Annotated in this window: 17 protein-coding genes; 4 read left to right on the forward strand and 13 right to left on the reverse strand. The window is 72.7% G+C overall.

Features of this window, described 5'->3' with window-relative positions:
• Position 1 precedes the first annotated feature (1 nt).
• A complete protein-coding gene (locus ACE1OA_RS08360; RefSeq protein WP_356607559.1) occupies positions 2 to 829 on the reverse strand; it encodes an enoyl-CoA hydratase family protein in 828 nt (275 codons plus the stop codon).
• A gap of 246 nt (positions 830 to 1,075) precedes the next feature.
• Here ACE1OA_RS08360 and ACE1OA_RS08365 point away from each other — a divergent pair, with 246 nt between their 5' ends.
• Positions 1,076 to 1,534: an ATP-binding protein gene (locus ACE1OA_RS08365; protein WP_384867590.1), complete on the forward strand. Its 459-nt coding sequence runs from the start codon at positions 1,076 to 1,078 to the stop codon at positions 1,532 to 1,534.
• A 93-nt stretch (positions 1,535 to 1,627) separates the two neighbouring features.
• Here ACE1OA_RS08365 and argF read toward each other — a convergent pair whose 3' ends face one another.
• The 5 genes from argF to ACE1OA_RS08390 form a co-directional block, all read right to left on the reverse strand.
• Positions 1,628 to 2,638 (reverse strand): ornithine carbamoyltransferase, encoded by a 1,011-nt coding sequence (gene argF / locus ACE1OA_RS08370; RefSeq protein WP_432752568.1) that lies wholly within the window; start codon positions 2,636 to 2,638, stop codon positions 1,628 to 1,630.
• Between the two features lie 210 nt (positions 2,639 to 2,848).
• A complete protein-coding gene (locus tag ACE1OA_RS08375; RefSeq protein ID WP_356607564.1) occupies positions 2,849 to 4,081 on the reverse strand; it encodes an arginine deiminase in 1,233 nt (410 codons plus the stop codon).
• A 203-nt stretch (positions 4,082 to 4,284) separates the two neighbouring features.
• Positions 4,285 to 6,831, reverse strand: coding sequence for a polynucleotide kinase-phosphatase (locus ACE1OA_RS08380; protein ID WP_432752569.1), 2,547 nt, complete (start codon positions 6,829 to 6,831; stop codon positions 4,285 to 4,287).
• The gene (locus ACE1OA_RS08385; protein ID WP_432752570.1) at positions 6,828 to 8,495 is read right to left on the reverse strand and encodes a 3' terminal RNA ribose 2'-O-methyltransferase Hen1; all 1,668 of its coding nucleotides are present in this window, start codon (positions 8,493 to 8,495) and stop codon (positions 6,828 to 6,830) included. Before ACE1OA_RS08385 ends, ACE1OA_RS08380 begins: the two co-directional genes overlap by 4 nt.
• Before the next feature lie 97 nt (positions 8,496 to 8,592).
• The gene (locus tag ACE1OA_RS08390) at positions 8,593 to 9,579 is read right to left on the reverse strand and encodes a hypothetical protein (RefSeq protein ID WP_432752571.1); all 987 of its coding nucleotides are present in this window, start codon (positions 9,577 to 9,579) and stop codon (positions 8,593 to 8,595) included.
• Positions 9,580 to 9,829: 250 nt separating this feature from the next.
• Between ACE1OA_RS08390 and ACE1OA_RS08395 the strand changes: the two genes are divergently transcribed.
• Complete coding sequence (locus ACE1OA_RS08395) at positions 9,830 to 12,193, forward strand: hypothetical protein (RefSeq protein ID WP_386541283.1); 2,364 nt, start codon at positions 9,830 to 9,832, stop codon at positions 12,191 to 12,193.
• A gap of 242 nt (positions 12,194 to 12,435) precedes the next feature.
• Here the strand turns inward: ACE1OA_RS08395 and mmuM are convergent, their stop codons facing one another.
• Positions 12,436 to 13,347 (reverse strand): homocysteine S-methyltransferase, encoded by a 912-nt coding sequence (gene mmuM / locus ACE1OA_RS08400; RefSeq protein WP_432752572.1) that lies wholly within the window; start codon positions 13,345 to 13,347, stop codon positions 12,436 to 12,438.
• 11 nt (positions 13,348 to 13,358) lie between these two features.
• Complete coding sequence (locus ACE1OA_RS08405; RefSeq protein WP_356607576.1) at positions 13,359 to 14,282, reverse strand: LLM class F420-dependent oxidoreductase; 924 nt, start codon at positions 14,280 to 14,282, stop codon at positions 13,359 to 13,361.
• A gap of 248 nt (positions 14,283 to 14,530) precedes the next feature.
• Between ACE1OA_RS08405 and ACE1OA_RS08410 the strand changes: the two genes are divergently transcribed.
• Positions 14,531 to 14,731, forward strand: coding sequence for a hypothetical protein (locus ACE1OA_RS08410; protein WP_356607578.1), 201 nt, complete (start codon positions 14,531 to 14,533; stop codon positions 14,729 to 14,731).
• A gap of 295 nt (positions 14,732 to 15,026) precedes the next feature.
• Here ACE1OA_RS08410 and ACE1OA_RS08415 read toward each other — a convergent pair whose 3' ends face one another.
• From ACE1OA_RS08415 to ACE1OA_RS08435, 5 genes are all read right to left on the reverse strand, one after another.
• On the reverse strand, positions 15,027 to 15,524 hold the full coding sequence (locus ACE1OA_RS08415) for a DUF6099 family protein (RefSeq protein WP_356607580.1): 498 nt from the start codon (positions 15,522 to 15,524) through the stop codon (positions 15,027 to 15,029).
• Positions 15,525 to 15,650: 126 nt separating this feature from the next.
• Positions 15,651 to 16,031, reverse strand: coding sequence for a nucleotide pyrophosphohydrolase (locus ACE1OA_RS08420; RefSeq protein ID WP_432752573.1), 381 nt, complete (start codon positions 16,029 to 16,031; stop codon positions 15,651 to 15,653).
• Positions 16,028 to 17,158, reverse strand: a complete 1,131-nt coding sequence (locus ACE1OA_RS08425) for an AAA family ATPase (protein WP_432752574.1) — start codon at positions 17,156 to 17,158, stop codon at positions 16,028 to 16,030. The genes ACE1OA_RS08420 and ACE1OA_RS08425 overlap by 4 nt, the downstream gene beginning before the upstream one ends.
• 355 nt (positions 17,159 to 17,513) lie before the next feature.
• The gene (locus ACE1OA_RS08430) at positions 17,514 to 17,930 is read right to left on the reverse strand and encodes a cell division protein SepF (RefSeq protein ID WP_432752575.1); all 417 of its coding nucleotides are present in this window, start codon (positions 17,928 to 17,930) and stop codon (positions 17,514 to 17,516) included.
• 147 nt (positions 17,931 to 18,077) lie between these two features.
• Entirely contained in the window at positions 18,078 to 18,533 is a 456-nt protein-coding gene (locus ACE1OA_RS08435; RefSeq protein WP_432752576.1) for an Lrp/AsnC family transcriptional regulator, read from the reverse strand.
• Positions 18,534 to 18,720: 187 nt separating this feature from the next.
• On the opposite strand from ACE1OA_RS08435, the gene ACE1OA_RS08440 reads away from it, so the two are divergent.
• On the forward strand, positions 18,721 to 19,836 hold the full coding sequence (locus ACE1OA_RS08440; RefSeq protein WP_356607588.1) for an asparaginase: 1,116 nt from the start codon (positions 18,721 to 18,723) through the stop codon (positions 19,834 to 19,836).
• Positions 19,837 to 19,863: the final 27 nt, after the last annotated feature.

Here is a 19,863-nt window from a genome sequence, read left to right on the forward strand (position 1 = left end):
GTCAGCGGCCCCGCCACTGGGGGGCGCGCTTCTCGGTGAAGGCCGCGTGGAACTCGGCGTAGTCCTCACCGTTCATCAGCAACGCCTGGGTGGCGGCGTCCAGCTCGACGGAGGCCGCGAGCGGCATGTCGAGTTCGGCCGTGAGCAGCGCCTTCGTCTGGGCGTGGGCCAGGGCGGGGCCGTCGGCGAGGCGGCGGGCGAGTTCGGCCGCGCGGGCGGCGACGTCGCCCTCCTCGGTGAGTTCGCTGATCAGTCCGATGCGTTCCGCCTCCGGGGCGCGGACCGGTTCGCCGAGCATGAGGAGCCGGGTGGCGTGACCGAGGCCGACGACCCGGGGCAGCAGGTACGCGGCGCCCATGTCGCCGCCGGAGAGCCCGACACGGGTGAAGAGGAAGGCGAAGCGGGCGCTGGGGTCGGCGATCCGGAAGTCCGCGGCGAGCGCGAGGACGGCCCCGGCGCCGGCGGCGACACCGTGCACGGCGGCGATCACGGGGAACGGGCACTCGCGGATCGCCCGGACGACCTGGCCGGTCATGCGGTTGAAGTCGAGCAGCTGCGCCGTGTCCATGGCGAGGGTGGCGCCGATGATCTCGTCGACGTCGCCGCCCGAGCAGAAGCCGCGCCCCTCGCCACCGAGGACGAGGGCGCGCACGGCCCGCTCCCGGGAGAGTTCGGCGAGCAGGTCGCGCAGATCGGCGTAGGCGCCGAAGGTGAGGGCGTTCAGCTTGTCGGGCCGGGCGAGAGTGAGAGTGGCGACCCCGTCGTCGATGTCCACGCGCAGGTGCCGCCACTTCTCGGTACGGAGCGCGGAGCCGGAAAAGGGGCTCATGGGGACGGCCTCCCTCAGCGTACGTGCATCACGAAGACACCTTCGGGAAGGTTATCACTCATACGTGACTGTCGTCACGGGTACGCAATACAGGGGGCGGGGCGCCCGGCCGAAGGTCCCGGACCGGCGATGCCCCAGGTCCCCACCACTCCGGGCCGGCGCCCCTGGTTCCGGATCCGGCTCTCCGTGAAGCTGGAGGCAGGACGTCATGGGCCGTCCCCCTCCCCCTCGTCGAAGGGATCCGCCGTGTGTGAGCCCTCCGCCCCCCGCTCCTGGCGCATCGAGCTGCCCCACACCACCGCGGCCGTGCCGATCGCCCGCGCGCTGATCCGTACGGCGCTGGCGGAGATCGGCGAGGCTCCCGGGGTGTCGGACGGGTTCACGGCCGAACTGCTCACCGCGGAACTCGTGGCCAACGCCGTGGAGCACACCTCCGGGGACGCCCCGCTCGCGCTCGTGATCGAGCTCCTGCCCGGCCCCGGCGGCTACCAGGTGGAGGTCCACGACCACGACCCGGCGCCTCCCGAGGCCCTCACCCGGACGGCTCCGCCCGCCGAACCCGACCCCTGGCAGGAGCACGGGCGGGGGCTGCTGCTGATCCGCGCGCTCAGCAGCGCCTGCGGGCACCGCGCCACCGTGCACGGCAAGGCGGTGTGGTTCACCCTGCCCGCGCTGCCCCGCCAGCGCGGGCCGCAGGAGCCGTAGAAGCCGCAGGAGCCGTAGGAGCGGACCCGGCCGGAGTTCCGGGAAGCAGGAATCGGCGGGCTCGGGGGGACGGGCGACGGTGGGCCCGGACCGCTACGCGGCGGTGCCCGCCAGCGTGGCGACCAGGACGGCCTTGATGGTGTGCATCCGGTTCTCCGCCTCGTCGAAGACGACGGAGTGGGCGGATTCGAAGACCTCGTCGGAGACCTCGAGCTCGGTCAGTCCGTGGCGGGCGTGGATGTCCCGGCCCACGGCGGTGCCGAGGTCGTGGAAGGCGGGCAGGCAGTGCAGGAACTTCACGTCCGGGTTGCCGGTGGCGTTCAGCACGTCCATGGTCACCGCGTACGGGGAGAGGGCGGCGATGCGCTCGTCCCAGACCTCCTTGGGCTCACCCATGGAGACCCAGACGTCGGTGGCGACGAAGTCCGCGCCGCGCACGCCCTCGGCGACGTCCTCGGTGAGGGTGATCCTCGCCCCGCTGGCCTCGGCGAGCTCGTGCGCCTTGGCCACGAACTCCTCGGCCGGCCAGTAGGCCCGCGGAGCCACGAGCCGGACGTCCATGCCGAGCAGGGCGCCGGTGATCAGGTACGAGTTGCCCATGTTGAAGCGGGCGTCGCCGAGGTAGGCGAAGGCCATCGCGTCCAGCGGCTTGTCGGAGTGCTCCGTCATCGTCAGGACGTCGGCGAGCATCTGGGTGGGGTGCCAGTCGTCCGTCAGGCCGTTGTAGACGGGCACGCCGGAGTGGGTCGCGAGGTCCTCGACGGCCTGCTGGCTGTCCCCGCGGTACTCGATGGCGTCGAACATCCGGCCCAGCACCCGGGCGGTGTCCTTGACCGACTCCTTGTGGCCCATCTGCGAGCCGGACGGGTCGAGGTAGGTGGTGGAGGCCCCCTGGTCGGCGGCGGCGGCCTCGAAGGCGCAGCGGGTCCGGGTGGAGGTCTTCTCGAAGATCAGGGCGATGTTCCTGCCCCGCAGCCGCTGCACCTCGGCGCCCGCCTTCTTGGCCGCCTTCAACTCGGCGGCCAGCCCGATGAGACCGCGGAACTCCTCGGCGGTGAAGTCCAGCTCCTTGAGGAAGGGGCGGCCGATGAGGTCAGTGGCCATGGGGACACTCCTGGAAGGATCACAGAGGGGCGGCGACAGGTATGGAAGTCTATACGTATTCCAGTATTCCTATACAGCCCTGCGTGGGTGACGAGGCCCACTCGCCCGGGCCCGCCACCGTCCCGGGGACCGGCCGCGGGCCCTCAGTGTGCGCTCCGATCCCGCCGCGCGCCCGGCCCGGGACCTCCCGCGCCCTTCGGACCCCGCCCCTCAGACCGCGTCCCGCTCGACCGGGCAGCTCATGCAGCGCGGTCCGCCGCGGCCCCGGCCCAGCTCGCTGCCCGGGATCTCGATCACCTCGATGCCCTGCTTGCGCAGATGGGTGTTGGTGGTGACGTTGCGCTCGTACGCCACGACCACGCCCGGTTCCACGGCGAGCACGTTGCAGCCGTCGTCCCACTGCTCGCGCTCCGCCGCGTGCACGTCCTGGGTCGCCGTCAGCACCCGGATGTCCTGCAGCCCGAGCGCGGCCGCGATCGCGCTGTGCATGTGCTCCGGCGGGTGGTCGGAGACCCGGAGCGAGGCTCCCGCGTCGCCCGGCTCGATCGTGTACGAGCGCAGCATGCCGAGCCCGGCGTACTGGGTGAACGTGTCCTGGTCGACCATCGTCATCACGGTGTCGAGGTGCATGAACGCCCGCCGTTTCGGCATGTCGAGCGCGACGATCGTGCGCGCCGATCCCGCCGCGAACATGCCGCGTGCCAGCATCTCCACCGCCTGCGGCGTCGTCCGCTCGCTCATGCCGATGAGCACCGCGCCGTTGCCGATGACGAGCACGTCGCCGCCCTCGATGGTCGACGGATAGTCCCTCTGCCCCTCCGACCAGTGGTGGAAGGCACCCGCCTCCGCACCCGTGAAGAGGGGATGGTGCTTGTAGATGGCCTCGAAGTGGACCGTCTCGCGCTGGCGGGCCGGCCAGCGCATCGCGTTGATGGAGACGCCGTCGTAGATCCAGGCGGAGGTGTCACGGGTGAAGAGGTGGTTGGGCAGCGGCCCGAGGAGGAAGTCGTCCAGGTCCAGGGCGTGGAAGCGCACGGAGGTCGGTTCGCTGAACGCGGCCAGGAACTCGCGCTTCGTCATCCCTCCCACCAGCGCCTCGGTGAGCGCGCCCGAGTCCAGGGAGTCGAACGCCGCGCGCAGATGGTCGGCGGCGAGCGGCCCGTACTCCTTCTCGTCGAAGACGCGGTCGAGCACGAGCGCCCGGGCCGTGGACAGCTCCAGCGCCTCCCGCAGCAGGTCCCCGAAGAGGTGGACCTCGACCCCGCGGTCCCGCAGCACGTCCGCGAACCCGTCGTGCTCCTGCCGCGCCCGGCGCACCCAGAGCACGTCGTCGAAGAGGAGCGCGTCCTTGTTGGACGGTGTGAGCCGCTTCAGCTCCAGATCGGGCCGGTGGAGGATGACGCGGCGAAGCCGCCCGGTCTCGGAATCGACGTGGAATCCCATGCGCCCATCCTGACGGAGCGGGCGGCCGCGCGCCCCGATCCGCGACGAGATCACGCGGATCGGCGGCGCGCCCGCCCGCGTCGTCCGGGACGGGAAACGCACGGTCCGGGGCGCGCTGCCCGCCGTCCGGGGCCCGGAGCCGGGTCCTCGGGGGTGTCCTGTCGGTCAGGCCGGGCTGACCGACAAGACCCCCCGGGGCCGGGTCACAGCCGCGGGTCGACCGGTTCCGACTCCAGGGCGAGCACGGCGAACACCGCCTCGTGGATCCGCCAGAGCGGTTCGCCCTCCGCCAGCCGGTCCAGCGCCTCCAGGCCGAGCGCGTACTCGCGCAGGGCGAGCGAGCGCTTGTGGCCGAGGAAGCGGTTCCGCAGGCGCTCCAGGTTCTCCGGACGGGTGTACTCCGGACCGTAGATGATCCGCAGGTACTCGCGACCGCGGACCTTCACGCCCGGCTGCACGAGACGGCCCTTGCCGTCCCGGACCAGCGCGGCCAGCGGCTTGACGACCATGCCCTCGCCGCCGGCCGCCGTCATCTCCAGCCACCAGTCGACGCCGGCCCGCACCGACGCCTCGTCCCCCGTGTCGACGACCAGCCGGCGCGTGACCTGGAGCAGCCCGGCCGGGTCGTGCTCGACCAGCCGGTCGAGCAGGCCCAGCTGCTCGTCGTGCGGCAGGGCCGCCAGGGAGCGGCCGCGGACCGCCAGGATCTGGAACGGCGCGAAACGCACCCCCTCCAGTCCCTGCGTCGGCCAGCAGTAGCGGCGGTACGCCTCGGTGAACGCCGCGGCGTCCGCGGCCCGTTCGCGCTGCTTGGCGAGCAGCGCGTCCACGCCTTCGACACCCCGGGAGACGGCCTGCTCCAGCGCGCCGAGCGCGCCGGGGAAGACCGCGCGGGAGGCCGCGCCGACGGCCGCGTACTGCACGCGCAGCAGGCCCGCCGACTTCAGCGACCACGGCATCAGCTCTCCGTCGAGCAGCAGCCAGTCGGTGTCGAGCTCGTCCCACAGCCCGGCCGCGGTGACGGCCGCCCGGAGCCGTGCCAGGACCTCCTCGGTGACCGCCCGGTCGTCGAAGAAGGGCCGTCCCGTGCGGGTGTGCAGGGAGCCCGTCACACCCTCGGCCGCGTCCACGCCGAACCGTTCGCGCGCCGCCTCGGCGTCGCGGCAGACGAGTGCCACGGCCCGCGAGCCCATGTGCTTCTCCTCGCACACGACCCGCTGGACGCCGTCGGCCGCGTACTGCGCGAACGCCTCGGCCGGGTGCTCCAGGAAGCCCTCGGCACGGGACGTGGCCGTCGGCGCCATCGTCGGCGGGAGGTAGCCGAGGAGCCGCGGATCGATCGCGAACCGGCTCATGACCTCCAGGGCCGCCGCCGCGTTCTCCTCGCGGACGCCGACGTTGCCCATCTGGCGGGTCTCCACGACCCGCCGTCCGTGCACGTCGGCGAGGTCCAGCGGACGCCCCTGGTGCCCGCCCGGCGCCTCGGTGGCGAGCGGCCGCGCCGGCTCGTACCAGACCTTCTCGGCCGGTACGTCGACGAGTTCACGCTCGGGCCAGCGCAGCGCGGTCATCTTCCCGCCGAAGACCGCTCCGGTGTCGAGGCAGATGGTGTTGTTGATCCAGGAGGTGTTCGGCACCGGGGTGTGGCCGTAGACGACGGCGGCCCGGCCGCGGTAGTCCTCGGCCCACGGGTAGCGCACGGGCAGCCCGAACTCGTCGGTCTCGCCCGTGGTGTCGCCGTAGAGCGCGTGCGAGCGCACCCGCCCGGAGGTCCGGCCGTGGTACTTCTCCGGCAGACCGGCGTGACAGACCACCAGCCTGCCCTCGTCGAGGACGTAGTGGCTGACCAGGCCGTCGATGAACGCGCCGACCTCCGCCCGGAACTCCTCGCTCTCGCGGCCGAGCTGCTCGATGGTCTCGGCCAGACCGTGGGTCTCCTGGACCTTGCGGCCCTTGAGCCAGCGGCCGAGCTTGTTCTCGTGGTTTCCGGGCACGCAGAGCGCGTCGCCGGCGGCGACCATGCCCATCACGCGACGCAGCACGCCCGGGCTGTCGGGGCCGCGGTCGACGAGGTCTCCGACGAAGACGGCGGTGCGGCCCTCGGGGTGCCGGCCGTCGACGTAGCCGAGCCTGCCGAGCAGGGTCTCCAGCTCGGACCGGCAGCCATGGATGTCTCCGATGATGTCGAAGGGGCCGGTGAGGTGGCGCAGGTCGTTGAACCGCTTCTCCGTGACGACCTCGGCCGCGTCCACCTCCTCGACGCTGCGCAGGACGTGGACCTTGCGGAAGCCCTCCCGCTCCAGACCGCGCAGCGAGCGGCGCAGCTCGCGCCGGTGGCGCTGCACGACGTGGGCGGGCATGTCCGCCCGGTCGGGGCGGGCCGCGTTGCGGGTCCGGCACACCTCCTCGGGCAGGTCGAGGACGATCGCGATGGGCAGCACGTCGTGCTTCCGGGCGAGCTGGACGAGCTGGCGCCGGGCCTCCTGCTGCACGTTGGTGGCGTCGACGACGGTCAGCCTGCCGGCCTCCAGCCGCTTGCCCGCGATGTAGTGCAGGACGTCGAAGGCGTCCCGGCTCGCGCTCTGGTCGTTCTCGTCGTCGGAGACGAGTCCGCGGCAGAAGTCGGAGGAGACGACCTCGGTCGGCTTGAAGTGGCGACGGGCGAAGGTCGACTTGCCGGAGCCGCTCGCGCCGATCAGGACCACGAGGGACAGGTCGGTGACGGGCAGCTTGCGGGTGGTGCCGGTCATGCCGAGTCCTCCTTCGGGTTCCGGTCCTGCGTCGGGTTCGGGGCCTGGGCCGGGTTCGGGGCCTGGGCCGGGTTCGGGTCGTGCGTCGGGCCGAGGTCTTGGCCCGGGTTCGGGGCCTGGGTGAAGACGGCCATCTGGGTGGGCGGGCCGACCTCCGGGTCGTCCGGGCCGACGGGGGTGAACCGCACCCCGTACCCGTACCGTTCGGCGACGCCCGCCGCCCAGGTGCGGAACTCCTCGCGGGTCCATTCGAAGCGGTGGTCGCCGTGCCGTACGTGACCGGCCGGCAGGGACTCCCAGCGGACGTTGTACTCCACGTTCGGCGTGGTCACGAGGACCGTCCGGGGACGGGCCGAACCGAACACGGCGTACTCGAGCGCCGGCAGTCGCGGCAGGTCGAGGTGCTCGATGACCTCGCTCAGGACGGCCGCGTCGTAGCCGGTCAGCCGCTTGTCGGTGTACGCGAGCGAGCCCTGGATCAGCTTCACCCGGCCCGCCTGCCGTTCGCCGAGCCGCTCCAGCCTGAGCCGCCGCCCGGCGATGGTGAGGGCCCGGACGGACACGTCGACGCCGACGATGTCGGTGAAGCGGACGTCCTTGAGCAGCGCCTGCACCAACTGGCCCTGACCGCAGCCGAGGTCGAGCACCCGGGTCGCTTCGGCGGCCCGCAGCGCGGCGAGGATCGCGTCGCGCCGCTGCTCGGCGAGCGACACCGGCCGCTTCCCGGTGGCGGTCCCTTCGGCCCCGGTGGTCCCGTCGGTGCCGGTGGCCGCAGCCGTGTCGCCGGTGGTCGCGTCGCTGTCCGTGGTCCCGTCGGCGTCCGTGATCCCGTCGGCGTCCGTGATCCCGTCGGCGTCGACCGCGTTGTCGAGGTCTTCCGCCTCCAGGCCGTCGCTCTCGGCCAGACGCGCCAGCTCCAGGCGCTCCATCGCCTCCAGGGTCAGACTGCGGCGCCGGGCGAGGTAGCGGCTGGTGATCAGCTGCTGCTCGGGGTGCTCGGCGAGCCAGCCGTCACCGGCGCGCAGCAGCTTGTCGACCTCGTCGGGCGCGACCCAGTAGTGCTTGGCGTCGTCGAGGACCGGCAGCAGGACGTACAGCTGGTTGAGCGCGTCGGCGAGCCGCAGCTCCCCTTCGAGGACGAGCCGCACGTAGCGCGAGTCGCCCCACTCGGGGAAGGCGGTGTCCAGCACGACCGGCTCCGCCTCGACCGTGTCCCAGCCGAGCGGGTCGAACAGCCGGCGGACGAGCGCGGCGCCGCCGCGGGCCGGGACCGCCGGCACCTCGATGCGGAGCGGCAGCGGCTCGGCGGCCCGTTCGGGCAGCGCCTTGCACGCGCCGCGCAGGGCCGACTTGAAGACCGACGAGAGCGCGACGGCGAGCAGCGAGGAGGCGGCGTAGGGCCGGTCGTTCACGTACTGCGCGAGGGCCGTGTCGGGGGCTCCGCCCCGGCCCTTGCCCTTGCCGCGCCGCACCAGCGCCACCGGATCCACCTCCAGCAGCAGCGCGGCCGTGCACCGCTCGGCGGACGCCTCGGGGTAGAGGACGTGTGCCGTGCCGTGCGAGGTCGAGAACGTCTGCGCGTTGTCGGGATGCTTGTGCAGCAGAAAGCCCAGATCGGTCGCGGGACGCTCGGGGGTGCCGGTGGTACTGATCGTCAGGAACACATGACCGAGTATGGACGGCGGGTCTGCCGCCGACCAGGCATTTTCCCGGCGCCAGGGGTGTCTCGCCGATCCGGCCCGATCGGCCGGACGCCCTGCGTCACGGGGTGCCCCGGTAGGACACCGGGCCGCCCTCCGGGTCGGGTTCGCGGTACCAGTCGAGGTGTTCGCGCAGCGCGCCCGGATCCCGGTCGTCCACCGCGATGGCCAGCACGTGGAACGGCACGTCGCCGATGCCGTCGCGCACCGTGGGCTGGTTGACGAACGGGCGCTCCAGGAAGATGTTCCGCTCCACCTCCTCCCTGGGGATCCTCGGCTCCGCCTCGTGGTACGCCCACGCGCCGGCCTTGTGGTGCACGGCGACCTCGCCGACGTACCAGACGGCGCCCTGGACGAAGGGGCCGTACTCGTCCGCGCGGTAGGCGTCCTCGCTCGCGTACCGCGCGATCACCAGGTCGCCCAGGGTGTCGAGCGAGGTGGGCGAGAAGTCCCACGTCCGCAGGTCGGCGCCGGTGTCGGACGCCCAGGCGGCGAAGGCCTCGCGACGTTCCGCCAGCCATCCGGCCAGCCACGGGTGGGGGTCGTTCCGCGCCCAGGGGTCGAGGCCGGGGGTTCGCTGCTTGACCGGCTTCCACCCCGGTGCGGACGACCGGCGGGCCTCGACGGCGGCGCTCAGCGTGCGCGCCGTCTCCGTGAACACCTGGAAGTCGGCGCGTTCCTGAGCCTCGATCACCAGCTTGAGCGGATCGAGCGCCTCCAGGCCGAGTTCGGCGTCCGGCAGCACGAGCGGGTGACCCCCGTCGCTCCAGCCCCACCGGCCGCCGCCGATCTGCATCAGGGACTCGCCGAGGCAGGCCATCGCGCCCTGGAGGAAGTCGCGGGACTCGTCGGTCCCCTCGGGCTCGTAGCCCAGGACCAGGGCCTCCTCGAGCAGCCGCAGCGACTCGGGGGTCCTGTCCGTGGCGAAGCCCTCAGGGGTGTGCCAGGTCTCCAGCCGCATCAGCAGGGCCGGGACGTCCGCGATCCACCGGTCCACGTCCGTGTCGGCCGCCGTCCCGTCCCCGAGGTCGTTCCGTTCGTCAGACATGCGGCCACCCTAGGCGGTGCCGGGGGTGATGTCGGGCGGAGTCCGGTCTTCACCGTCCGGATCGGAATGGCCCCCGAACCAACCTCCGCAGAAGCAGAGTTGTGTTCCAAACCTTGGCGTGTCCCCGCCATTTTCTTCACAACTCCGCCCCTAGGGTGACTCACGCGCAGACCACTACCACGGGGGCCGTGGCCTGCCGCACCATCCGCACCGACGAACCCGTGGCCCCCTGACCATGGGACAGATTGCCTTGATCCACTCCATATCCCGGCGCTCCTCCTGGCTCGGCCGCGCGGCCGTGCTGGCACTGAGCGTCGGTATCCTCTCCGGCGGTTTACCGCCCGTCCTGGACAACGCCCAGGAAGCACACGCCGCCGCCAAGCGGTGCACCGAGATGTACCAGACGCCCAACCGGGCGCCCCGCATGGGCAGCCTTCCCGGCTTCAAGCCCGCGGGCAAGTACCAGTGGCGCACCATGGGCGACACCAAGCGCACCTACGACTTCGAGAATCCGCGCAAGGCGCTCTCCGGGCTCGAACTCCCCGACGAGAGCGTGCTCCGGAAGATCAAGCCGGACCACAACAAGTACCCCAACGCCAGCCCCGAGCACGCCTGGGCGTACTGGAAGGAGAACCAGGCCAAGCCCGAGAAGGACCGCTACAAGGGCACCTTCAACGAGTACGTCAACAGCTTCTACGTCAACGGCGAGACCAACAGCCGCGGCGGCAACGCCTACGAGCGCGAGGTCGCGCAGTACTTCAAGCTCGGCGGCCGCGACTGGTACTGCCAGTACTCGATGGCCGAGGAGATGCCCGAGCTCTTCCAGGAGCTGGTGGAGGAACTCGGCGAGGAGAACGTCAAGAAGGACCGCCGCTTCGACGCGATCAAGACGAACGGCCGGCAGAAGGTCATCTACGAGTTCAAGTCCGGACTCAAGCAGATCGACACCAAGCAGCTCCTGGTGGACAAGGCGCTGGCGCAGCGCGGCTACAAGGTCGTCTACGTCTTCCGTGAGCCGCCCAAGCCCGGCGTCGTCAACGCGCTCAGGGCGCACGGACTCTCGTGGTACGAGCACCGGGCCGTGCCGAACGGCACGTTCACCTCCGACCCCCGCTACACGCGGCAGGACCCGGCCTTCACCGGCCGGCAGTGCAACCAGCCGAGCACCGCGGCGGCGGCCGCCGCGCCGAAGCCGGGCTGCGGCGGAGCGAGCGGCGCGGCCAACGACATGGCCCGCAACTCCGGCCGGACGAAGGAGGAGGCCCAGCGCCGCCAGGCGGCGATCCGCCAGGCGCCCGGCGGGCCGAGCCGGATGCGTGGCCCCGGCGGCATCGACTTCACCACCATGGAGCTGCGGTACATCTCCGAGCCCGTCAAGGGCAAGGGCATGGACTACGGCTTCAAGGCCAAGATGAACGACGACGAGGACGAGAACCCCTCGTGGGGCGGCGGGGCGAAGATCGACCTCTCCTCCGACGCGATGTTCACCTGGCTGGCGCTGCATCCCAACCGGTTCTGGGTGAACCTCAACCCCGACCAGCCGAACCAGGTCGTCGACGACAAGCTGGCCAAGACCGACGCCGGCCGCGTCCTGCTGGAGGCGGACCTGGAGATGAAGCACGACCTGGCGCGGGTCATGGTCCCCGACAACCCGGTGGGCAACCGGCTGTGGGACTCCTTCCAGCACGTCAACGGCGCTCCCTGCTGGAAGACCTACCGGTACTACATCGAGCCGGCCCCGGCCCAGGTCCGCGAGGAGGACGGCAAGCTGTACATCCTCGACGCGCCCATGGACGTGAAGGCCGCGAAGATCGACTTCAGTGAGGGCTTCAAGTGCAAGCAGCCCGAGTCGGTCCAGGAGTACAACTTCGAACAGATCAAGCGCATCGCGATCCCCGAGGTCGAGAAGCTGGTCAACACGGCCCCGCAGTACGCCGACCTGCGCAGCGTCTACACGTCGCGGATCGCGGCGGAGTGGATCAAGCAGCGGGACGCGGTGCGGCCGGGTGACTTCCACTCGATCATCGGGTCCGACGACGCCACCCGCTGGCCGTCGCGCACCGCATGGGACCGCGAGAAGATCTACGCGGACTACCTGAAGTCCTTCCGGGAGGGTGACTTCCACTTCAAGCGGGAGTACCCGCAGGACGGCTCCGTCCTGGAGTTCTCCTTCTACCTCGGCGGCGTGGACTTCTCCAAGCAGCCCAAGAAGAACATCTCCAAGGCCCGCTTCCAGGCCGAGAACCCGGAGATGCCGGACACGGTGAACGCGGCGCAGAAGGCGACCACCGCCTACGCCGACACCGACAGCGCCTTCCTCGGCGGCAACAACACCGGCAAGGGCTCGGGCGGCGGCACCAAGCCGACGCCCACCCCGACGCCGACCGACCCGGGCGGTCCCGACCCGACGGACCAGCCTTCGACGCCGGCGCCCAGCCCGTCCACCCCGGGCACCGGCGGTCAGACCCCGCCCGCGAAGAACCCCGACGGGGACCTCGCGGACACCGGATCCGACGTCCCGGTGGGCCTGATCGCGGGCATCGCCGCCGCGCTGGCCGCGGCGGGCGCGGCGATGGTCTGGTGGAAGCGGCGCCGTACCGGCACCCAGGGCTGATCCCGGAGGTGCCCTGCCGGCCGACCTGACCGAAAACCGGCAGGGCACCCTCGCAAGGGCCCGTCCTCAAAGTCCCGCCTGGCTCGCGGCGCTACTTTGACGACCGGCCCTGGCCCGTCCACCGCGAGCGGCCCCGTACCCGTCATGGGTACGGGGCCGCTCGCGTGACACACGCGCATCGCAGGGGGGTGGGGCCGGGCGGGGGGCGGACAGGGCGGGGAAGGGCAGGGCGGCGTCCCGCCTCAGTCAGCGGCGGTGAGGGCCTCCGCCAGCGCGGTGATCCGGTCGGGGCCGATGCGGCAGCAGCCGCCGATCAACCGGGCCCCGGCCGCCGGCCAGGCAGCCATCCGTACCGGGTCGAAGGCGGCGTCCCCGCGCCAGCTCCTGGCGGGGGCGTCCCACTCCTCCCCGCTGTTGGGGTAGACGACCACCGGCTTTCCGGTGACGGCCGCGGCCGTCCGCACCGCCCGGTCCGCGTCGGCCGGCTCGCAGCAGTTGACCCCGACCGCGATCACCCGGTCGTCGCCCGCGGCGAGCGCGAACGCCTCCGACAGCGGCTGTCCCGCCCGGGTCCGCTCCCCCGCGATCGTGTACGAGAGCCATACCGGCACCCCGCACCCCTCGGCGGCCCGCAGCATCGCCTCGGCCTCGTCCGTGTCCGGAACGGTCTCCAGCGCCAGCAGGTCCGGACCGGCCGCCGCGAGTGCCTCGATCCGGGGCTGGTGGAACCGCTCCAGCTCCCGCACCGTGAGCCCGTACCGGCCCCGGTACTCGCTGCCGTCGGCGAGCACCGCTCCGTACGGGCCGACGGATCCGGCGACCCACACCTGGCGCCCCACCCGCGCCGCCGCGGCCCGGGCCAGCTCCACGCTCCGCCCGAACAGCCGCTCGGCCCCCGCCCGGTCGACGCCGTGCCGGGCGAAGCCCTCGAAGGACGCCTGGTAGCTGGCGGTGATCAGGACCTGCGCCCCGGCCCGCAGGTAGGCCGTGTGCGCCGCCTCGATCTGCTCCGGCCCGTCGGCGAGGAGCCGTGCGGACCAGAGCGCGTCGGAGAGGTCGCAGCCCTGGGCCTCCAGCTGGTTGGACAGTCCGCCGTCCAGGACGAGGACGTCCGTCGCCAGGGCCTGGGCGAGCGAGCGGTCCGAGACTGTCACGACGTCCTCCCTCAGCCCAGCTGGGACTGGACCTGGGCGGAGATCAGCTCCAGGTGGTCCAGGTCGTCGAGATCGAGGACCTGGAGGTACACCCGGGACGAGCCGATCGCCGCGTACCGCCCGATCTTGTCGACGACCTCGGCCGGGGAACCCGCCAGGCCGTTCGCCTTGAGCTCCTCCACCTCCCGTCCGATGGCCGCCGCCCGGCGGGCCACCTCGGCGTCGTCCTTGCCGACGCACACCACGAGTGCGTTCGAGTACACGAGGTCGTCGGCACGGCGGCCGGCTTCCTCGGCGGCGGTCCGGACGCGCCCGAACTGCCTCTCGCTCTCCTCCAGCGAGGCGAAGGGGATGTTGAACTCGTCGGCGTACCTCGCCGCCAGCCGCGGCGTGCGGACCGCGCCGTGGCCACCGATGAGGACCGGCACCCGGGACTGTGCCGGCTTGGGCAGGGCCGGCGAGTCCTGGAGCTGGTAGTGCTTCCCCTCGAAGGAGAACGTCTTGCCGACCTCGGTGCCCCACAGGCCGGTGACGATCGCCAGCTGCTCCTCCAGCCGGGCGAACTTCTCCTTCGGGAACGGGATGCCGTACGCCCGGTGCTCCTCCTCGAACCAGCCTGCCCCCAGGCCCAGTTCGACCCGGCCGCCGGACATCTGGTCGACCTGCGCCACCTGGATGGCGAGGACACCGGGGAGACGGAAGGTACCGGCGGTCATCAGCGTGCCGAGGCGGATCCGGCTGGTCTCCCGCGCGAGCCCGGCCAACGTGATCCAGGCGTCCGTCGGCCCGGGCAGCCCGTCGGCGGAGCCCATGCTGACGTAGTGGTCGGAACGGAAGAAGGCGTCGAAGCCGAGGTCCTCGGTGGCCTTGGCGACCGTGAGCAAGGTGTCGTAGCCGGCCCCCTGCTGGGGCTCGGTGAAGATTCGAAGATCCATACCTCCATCCTGCACCGCATGGGCGCCGTCAACCTCTCCGTCACCCCCGGGGCCGCACCGGCTCGGTCGGGTGAATATCCCGCCCCCTGGCGGGGGGGCGTTCTTCCAGGCCAGTGACTGTGGCCGGGCACCTGTCGTTGGCTCGGGCGGAGCCGGACCGCCCGGCCCGCGCGCCGGCGGCCGCTGCCGGTGCGTGTTCTTCCAGCGACCCCTCCCGCGCCGGGAGGAGTCCGGCCGAGGAGGCCGCCATGTCCCAGGAAGCCGTGCCGCAACGGGCGCTGTCCGAGCAGCAGGTGCCACAGCAGCCCGTACCCGGGCAGAAGGGGTCCGGCGCCCCCAGGGGTCTGCTGCAGCAGATGGAGGAGCTGATGGCGGCCCTCACCGCCGACCTCTCGCAGCTCGACGCGGACCTCCAGTCCACGGCGGACCGTCGCGACGACGCCGACTGATCTCGCCCCCGGCCGCCCACTCCCCGCGCGGCGGAGGAGCTCCTGCCCACCGAGCCCCTCGGGCCCCCTCCGCCCACGCGCGGCCCGCGTCCGGCCGTCGCCCACGCGAGCCCGCGAGCCCGCCGGGACTCAAGGCCCTGCCGCCAGGCGACCGCTCGTGCCGGACCTTCGAGCCCGGCCGGGCTCCGCACGCAGGAGGCCCTCGGGCGTGCTGCGAAAGTCCCGCCTCACCGCCCTCGCGGCCCCCTACGCCCGCCGCCCTCTCACGGCCGGGCCCTGTTCACGCCGCACCCCTTCAGGGCGGGCCCGTCGTCGGCCCCGCCCGGCCCCGGGCGGCATCGGGCGGCCGGTCCCGCTCCCGTACCGCGAGACGGCGCAGCATCCCGCGCACCCGGTCGTTCGACTCGTCGGCCGCGTCGATCGCCTCGATGCACTGCCAGTACAGCCCCTCCTCGTCGGTCGCGCAGGCCACCCCGACCAGGGCGATCCCCACTTCCCCGAGGAGCGCGCCGAGCGCGTTCAACGCGAGGCGCGCGTTCGCCACTTCGGTCAGCTGTGCGGCCCTCGGCCCGCCCGGGCCGAGCACGGGGTACTCCAGCACCCCGCGCCCGCCACCGGTCTCACTCAGCCCTCGCGCCTCGCTCCGCAGCTCCAGCGGTCCGCAGAGCGCGAGGTGACTTCCTATCGCCTGGGCGAGGGCCTGGGCCTGCCAGGCCTCCGCCACGATGTCCAGCGCCGTCCGGCTCTCCGCCAGCGCGCGCCGGCCGGCCGCGATGAGTCGCTCCGCTTCCATGAACGCCGCCCCCGTTCGTACGACTTACTACCCACTCACTCCATTACCCAGCGTGAAGGCGACTGAGCCAAAACGCCAGAGGAATTCGGAAATCTGTGGACAGGAAGCTCGATGGGGAAAAGCCGATCACTCCGCAGAGTGACGATCACCCTCTTCCGTGGGGCGTGGCACCCCCTCCGGCCGCTGCCGGACGGGGAAGCGCAGTTCGTTCCGGTCGATCTTCTCCGACAAGGCCACCAGGGGATCGACGCCGAGCGCCCCGCAGAACTGGAGCAGATACGCCAGTACGTCCGCGACCTCGTCGGCGACCCGGTGCGCCGACTTCGGGTCCTCCATCACCCGCTCCGCCTGTTCGGGCGTCAGCCACTGGAAGATCTCCAGCAGTTCGGCCGCCTCGACGCTGAGGGCGGCCGCCAGGTTCTTGGGGGTGTGGTACGGCTGCCACTCCCGTGAGGCCACGAACTCGGCCAGTCTGCGCTGCAGTTCCGCTACATCCAGTTCACTCACGGCTCCAGGTCTACCACCGACACCCCCCGCACCTCCCGGGCGTCCTCCGCCGCGGCCTGCCCGACCGCGCCGACGAGCCGGATGTGCCCGTCCGCGCAGATGGTGGCGGCGAGGTCGAGCAGGGCACGGAACTGCCGCGCGTCCAGCCCCCGGTCGAGGCCGTCGGCGAGGACGGTCAGCGCCCGCATGGCCGAAGGCACCTCGTCGAGCTGGTCCATGGCGAGCACGCCCGGCCCGGTGAGCAGGACGAGCGCGAGCGCCAGGTACCGCAGTTCGCCGTCGCCGAGTCTGCCCAGCGGAGTCGCGGCCGTGGCGCCCGGGCCCGACGCGCCCCTCGCCGCCCGCTCCAGCACCGCCCGCACGGTGGCGTCCGGCAGTTCCTCCACACCGAGCCCCGTGACCGGTCCGGCGCAGCCGGCCCCCGCCACCGAGGCCAGCCGGGCGTGGCGGCGCGGGCAGTCGTTGCTGGTGCGGTGCAGCACCTCGGCGAGGTTGTCGCAGCCGCGCCGCAACCGGCCTTCCCCCGTGGGAACGGGGGCCCGCATCCGGTACGGCCGGGGGTCGCAGGCGAAGACCGAGCGCATGGCGACGACGACCTGTTCGGCCGCGGCCAGGACCTCCAGCTGTCCCTGGGTCTTGCCGGCAACCCGCAGCGGCAGGAGCGCGGTGCCGAGCAGGTCGTCGGGCAGCGGTGCCCGGGTGACGGGTGTGGCTCCCGCGGTGTGCCATTCGGCCTGCACGGTGCTGCGGCCGGGATCTCGGAGGGCGGTGGTGAGCAGGGTGCGGCCGGGCAGGGTGAGGCGTTCGCCGACGATGCGGAGGCGGGGTTCGGCCTGGACGGCGACGTCGAGGCGGACCGGGCCGCAGGGGCCGTCGACCGTGCAGCCGATGCGGAACCCGCGCCGCCCTTGCGCGTCGGGCCGGGCACGCTCGGGCACGCACCCGACGGCGTCGGGGAACGCCAGCGCGAGGTCGTCGCCGGAGCCGAGCCGGGCCAGCGCCTCGTACGCCCTGAGGACGGTGGACTTGCCGCTGCCGCTCGGCCCGGCGAACAGGGTCACCGGGCCGAGCGGGTGGACGGCACCGCGGTGGGCGGCGAAGGCGGAGAGGCGCAGCTCGGTCACCACCGGCCGCGCGGGCCGCCGTTCGGCGCCGGCCCCTGCCGCGCCCCCGCCCGGGAGCGGTCGCGCCCCGTCCCGGGCGGAAGCGGAAGCGGAGGCGGGAGGGGACGTCGACGCGGCCCCGCCCCACGAGGCCGAGCCCGGGGACGCGACCCCGGACGCCGGGGTGGAGGGCACGACGCGAGACGCCGGGGCGGGGGGTGCGGCCACGGGCGTCGAGGCCGTGGGGGCCGGCGGACCGGAGCGTAAGGAGCGGGACCCGGAAACGGATGCGTGGTCGGGCGTGAGACCACCGATGGAGTGCATGGTCGGACCGTACGCAGCCCTTCGCGCGACGAACCGTTCCGGCGAGTCGGCCTTCCTACGATCGGAGGACAGCGGCCTCCGCGTCGTCCTCGGCGTCCGGCGCGCCCTCGACCTCGGTGCCGGCCGGGGCCAGCAGGAAGACGTTGCGGTCGACCCGGTGCATGCCGCTGCCCAGCCCGAACACGACGCCGCTGCTGAAGTCCAGGATGCGCTTGGCGACTTCGGTGTCCGCGCTGGTCAGGTCCAGCAGGACGGGGATCTGTGCGACGAGGTACTCGGCGACCTCGCGGGCGTCGGCGAAGACCTGCACCCGCAGGACGACCATGCGGCGCTGCTCCGCGTACGCGTACTGATCGGGGATCGTGCGGTGGTCGATCCTGGACGGCCATTCGTCACGGCCGCGCAGGGGGACGACCTGGGCGAGGCCCTCCCACTGCTCGTCGGTGACGTCGTACCTCTCGTACCTACTCATGGCCCCATCCTCCCGTCCCTCACCCGTTCGGCCCAACAGCGACACGTCCCAACTCGGCCACCGTCCCGCACGGGTCCGTCGCAGGTCACCGGCTCGCGCGGCCCCGCGGCCGGTCACCGCCCGTACGGACGGGGCGTCGCCCTCGCCTCATCGCGGGACGGGCAGTCCGCGCGGTTCCTTGACCCGCTTCATGATGATCTGCGAGTTGACCTCCGTGACGCCGGCCAGTGACGTCAGGCGCTCGATCCACAGGCGCTCGTACGCGGCGAGGTCGGCGACCGCGATGCGCAGGAGGCAGCCGGGGCTGCCGAAGAGCCGGTACGCCTCGATGACGTCCGGGATGTCCTGGAGTGCCGCCTCGAACGCCTCGACCGTCTCCCGGTCCCGCCGGACCTCGATGGAGACCAGCACCTCGAAGCCGCGGCCGACGGCGTCCGGGTCGATCACCGCCCGGTATCCCTGGATGACCCCGTCCTGCTCCAGCTGGCGCACCCGGCGCATGCAGGCGGAGGCGCTGAGTCCGACCCGCTGGGCGAGCTCCAGGTTGGTCAGCCGACCGTCGTCCTGGAGCTCGCGCAAGATATGAGCGTCGATCCGATCCATGGCGCAATTATGCACGCACTCTTAGCGAGGGAAGGGGCTGATTTCGCAATCGCATTGCGGACCTCCTGCTCTATCGTTGCGGCGGCGCCGGTCCCCTCGTACATCCGTGCACCCGTTCGAGCCCGCGCCCGCATCCCCGCGTCCGAGTTCGCGCTCGAGACGACCCCCCACCCCGGGAGCAGACGACATGGAATGGATCCGCGACGACAGGCCCCGCCGGATCAAGCTGATCAGCACCGGCGGAACGATCGCCAGCCGCTGGCAGGGCACCGGATACGCCGCCGACGCCTCGGGTGACGACGTCCTGGCGACGGCCGCCCTCCCCGACGACATCGAGGTCGAGGTCGTCGACCTGTTCAACGTCAACAGCTCCCGCATGACCACCGCCCGCCAGCTCGCGCTGCTGAGCGCGGTGCACGAGGCCCTCGCCGACCCCGACGTGGCCGGAGTCGTCATCACCCACGGCACGGACACCCTGGAGGAGTCGGCCTTCTTCCTCGACCTGCACCACACGGACCCGCGGCCGGTCGTCCTCACCGGCGCCCAGCGCCCCCTCGGCACGGGCGACGGCGACGGTCCGGGCAACATGTACGACGCGCTCCAGGTCGCCGCGTCCGTGCGCGGACTCGGGGTGCTGGTGGTCTTCGACGGCGTGGTCCACGCCGCGCGCGGCACGGTGAAGGCGCAGACCCTGGCCGCCGCCGCGTTCGCCGATCCCTCCGAGCAGAGCCTCGGCAAGGTCGGCTTCGCCCGGGTGGACGTCCGCCGCCGGCCGGACCGCCCGGCTCCGCTCGCGCTTCCGCGGGCCGCCACGGCCGGGGAACCCGGCGCCCTCCCCCGGGTCGACATCGTCACCCACCACAGCGACGGCGACCCGCTGCTCCTGAACGCGGCGGTCGCCGCGGGCGCGCAGGGCATCGTGCTGGTCGGCACCGGTGCGGGCAACGCCACTCCCGAGATAGCCGAGGCGGTCGCCGAGGCCGTCTCCCAGGGGGTCCTGGTGGCCCTGACCACCCGGGTGCACTCCGGCCCGGTCGCCGAGATGTACACCGGCGGCGGCGCCGTGGACCTGGTCGCGGCGGGCGCGGTGCTCACCGGCACGCTGCGGGCCGGTCAGGCCCGGATGGCCCTCGTCGCGACCCTGCTCTCCGACGTCGCCCCGGGGCGGCGTGACGCCCTGCTGCGCGACCTCCTGAACGGCCCGACCCGCGCGGAACCTGCCCTGGCTGCCGGCGGGTCGGGCTCCCGTTTCTCCGGCGCCCACGCCTCCCCCGCCGCCCGGCAGCCCGCCGCGCTCCGCTGACGCCGAAGAACCGAAGGTCGGACACGC

The sequence above is a fragment of the Streptomyces sp. JL2001 genome (assembly GCF_050917515.1).
Lineage (GTDB): Bacteria > Actinomycetota > Actinomycetes > Streptomycetales > Streptomycetaceae > Streptomyces.

Coding starts and splice junctions, on each gene's coding strand:
- ACE1OA_RS08360 (WP_356607559.1), bottom strand. CDS start 829: ATGAGCCCCTTTTCCGGCTCCGCGCTCCGTACCGAGAAGTGGCGGCAC.
- argF (WP_432752568.1), bottom strand. CDS start 2,638: ATGGCCACTGACCTCATCGGCCGCCCCTTCCTCAAGGAGCTGGACTTC.
- ACE1OA_RS08375 (WP_356607564.1), bottom strand. CDS start 4,081: ATGGGATTCCACGTCGATTCCGAGACCGGGCGGCTTCGCCGCGTCATC.
- ACE1OA_RS08380 (WP_432752569.1), bottom strand. CDS start 6,831: ATGACCGGCACCACCCGCAAGCTGCCCGTCACCGACCTGTCCCTCGTG.
- ACE1OA_RS08390 (WP_432752571.1), bottom strand. CDS start 9,579: ATGTCTGACGAACGGAACGACCTCGGGGACGGGACGGCGGCCGACACG.
- ACE1OA_RS08405 (WP_356607576.1), bottom strand. CDS start 14,282: ATGGATCTTCGAATCTTCACCGAGCCCCAGCAGGGGGCCGGCTACGAC.
- ACE1OA_RS08410 (WP_356607578.1), top strand. CDS start 14,531: ATGTCCCAGGAAGCCGTGCCGCAACGGGCGCTGTCCGAGCAGCAGGTG.
- ACE1OA_RS08415 (WP_356607580.1), bottom strand. CDS start 15,524: ATGGAAGCGGAGCGACTCATCGCGGCCGGCCGGCGCGCGCTGGCGGAG.
- ACE1OA_RS08430 (WP_432752575.1), bottom strand. CDS start 17,930: ATGAGTAGGTACGAGAGGTACGACGTCACCGACGAGCAGTGGGAGGGC.
- ACE1OA_RS08435 (WP_432752576.1), bottom strand. CDS start 18,533: ATGGATCGGATCGACGCTCATATCTTGCGCGAGCTCCAGGACGACGGT.
- ACE1OA_RS08440 (WP_356607588.1), top strand. CDS start 18,721: ATGGAATGGATCCGCGACGACAGGCCCCGCCGGATCAAGCTGATCAGC.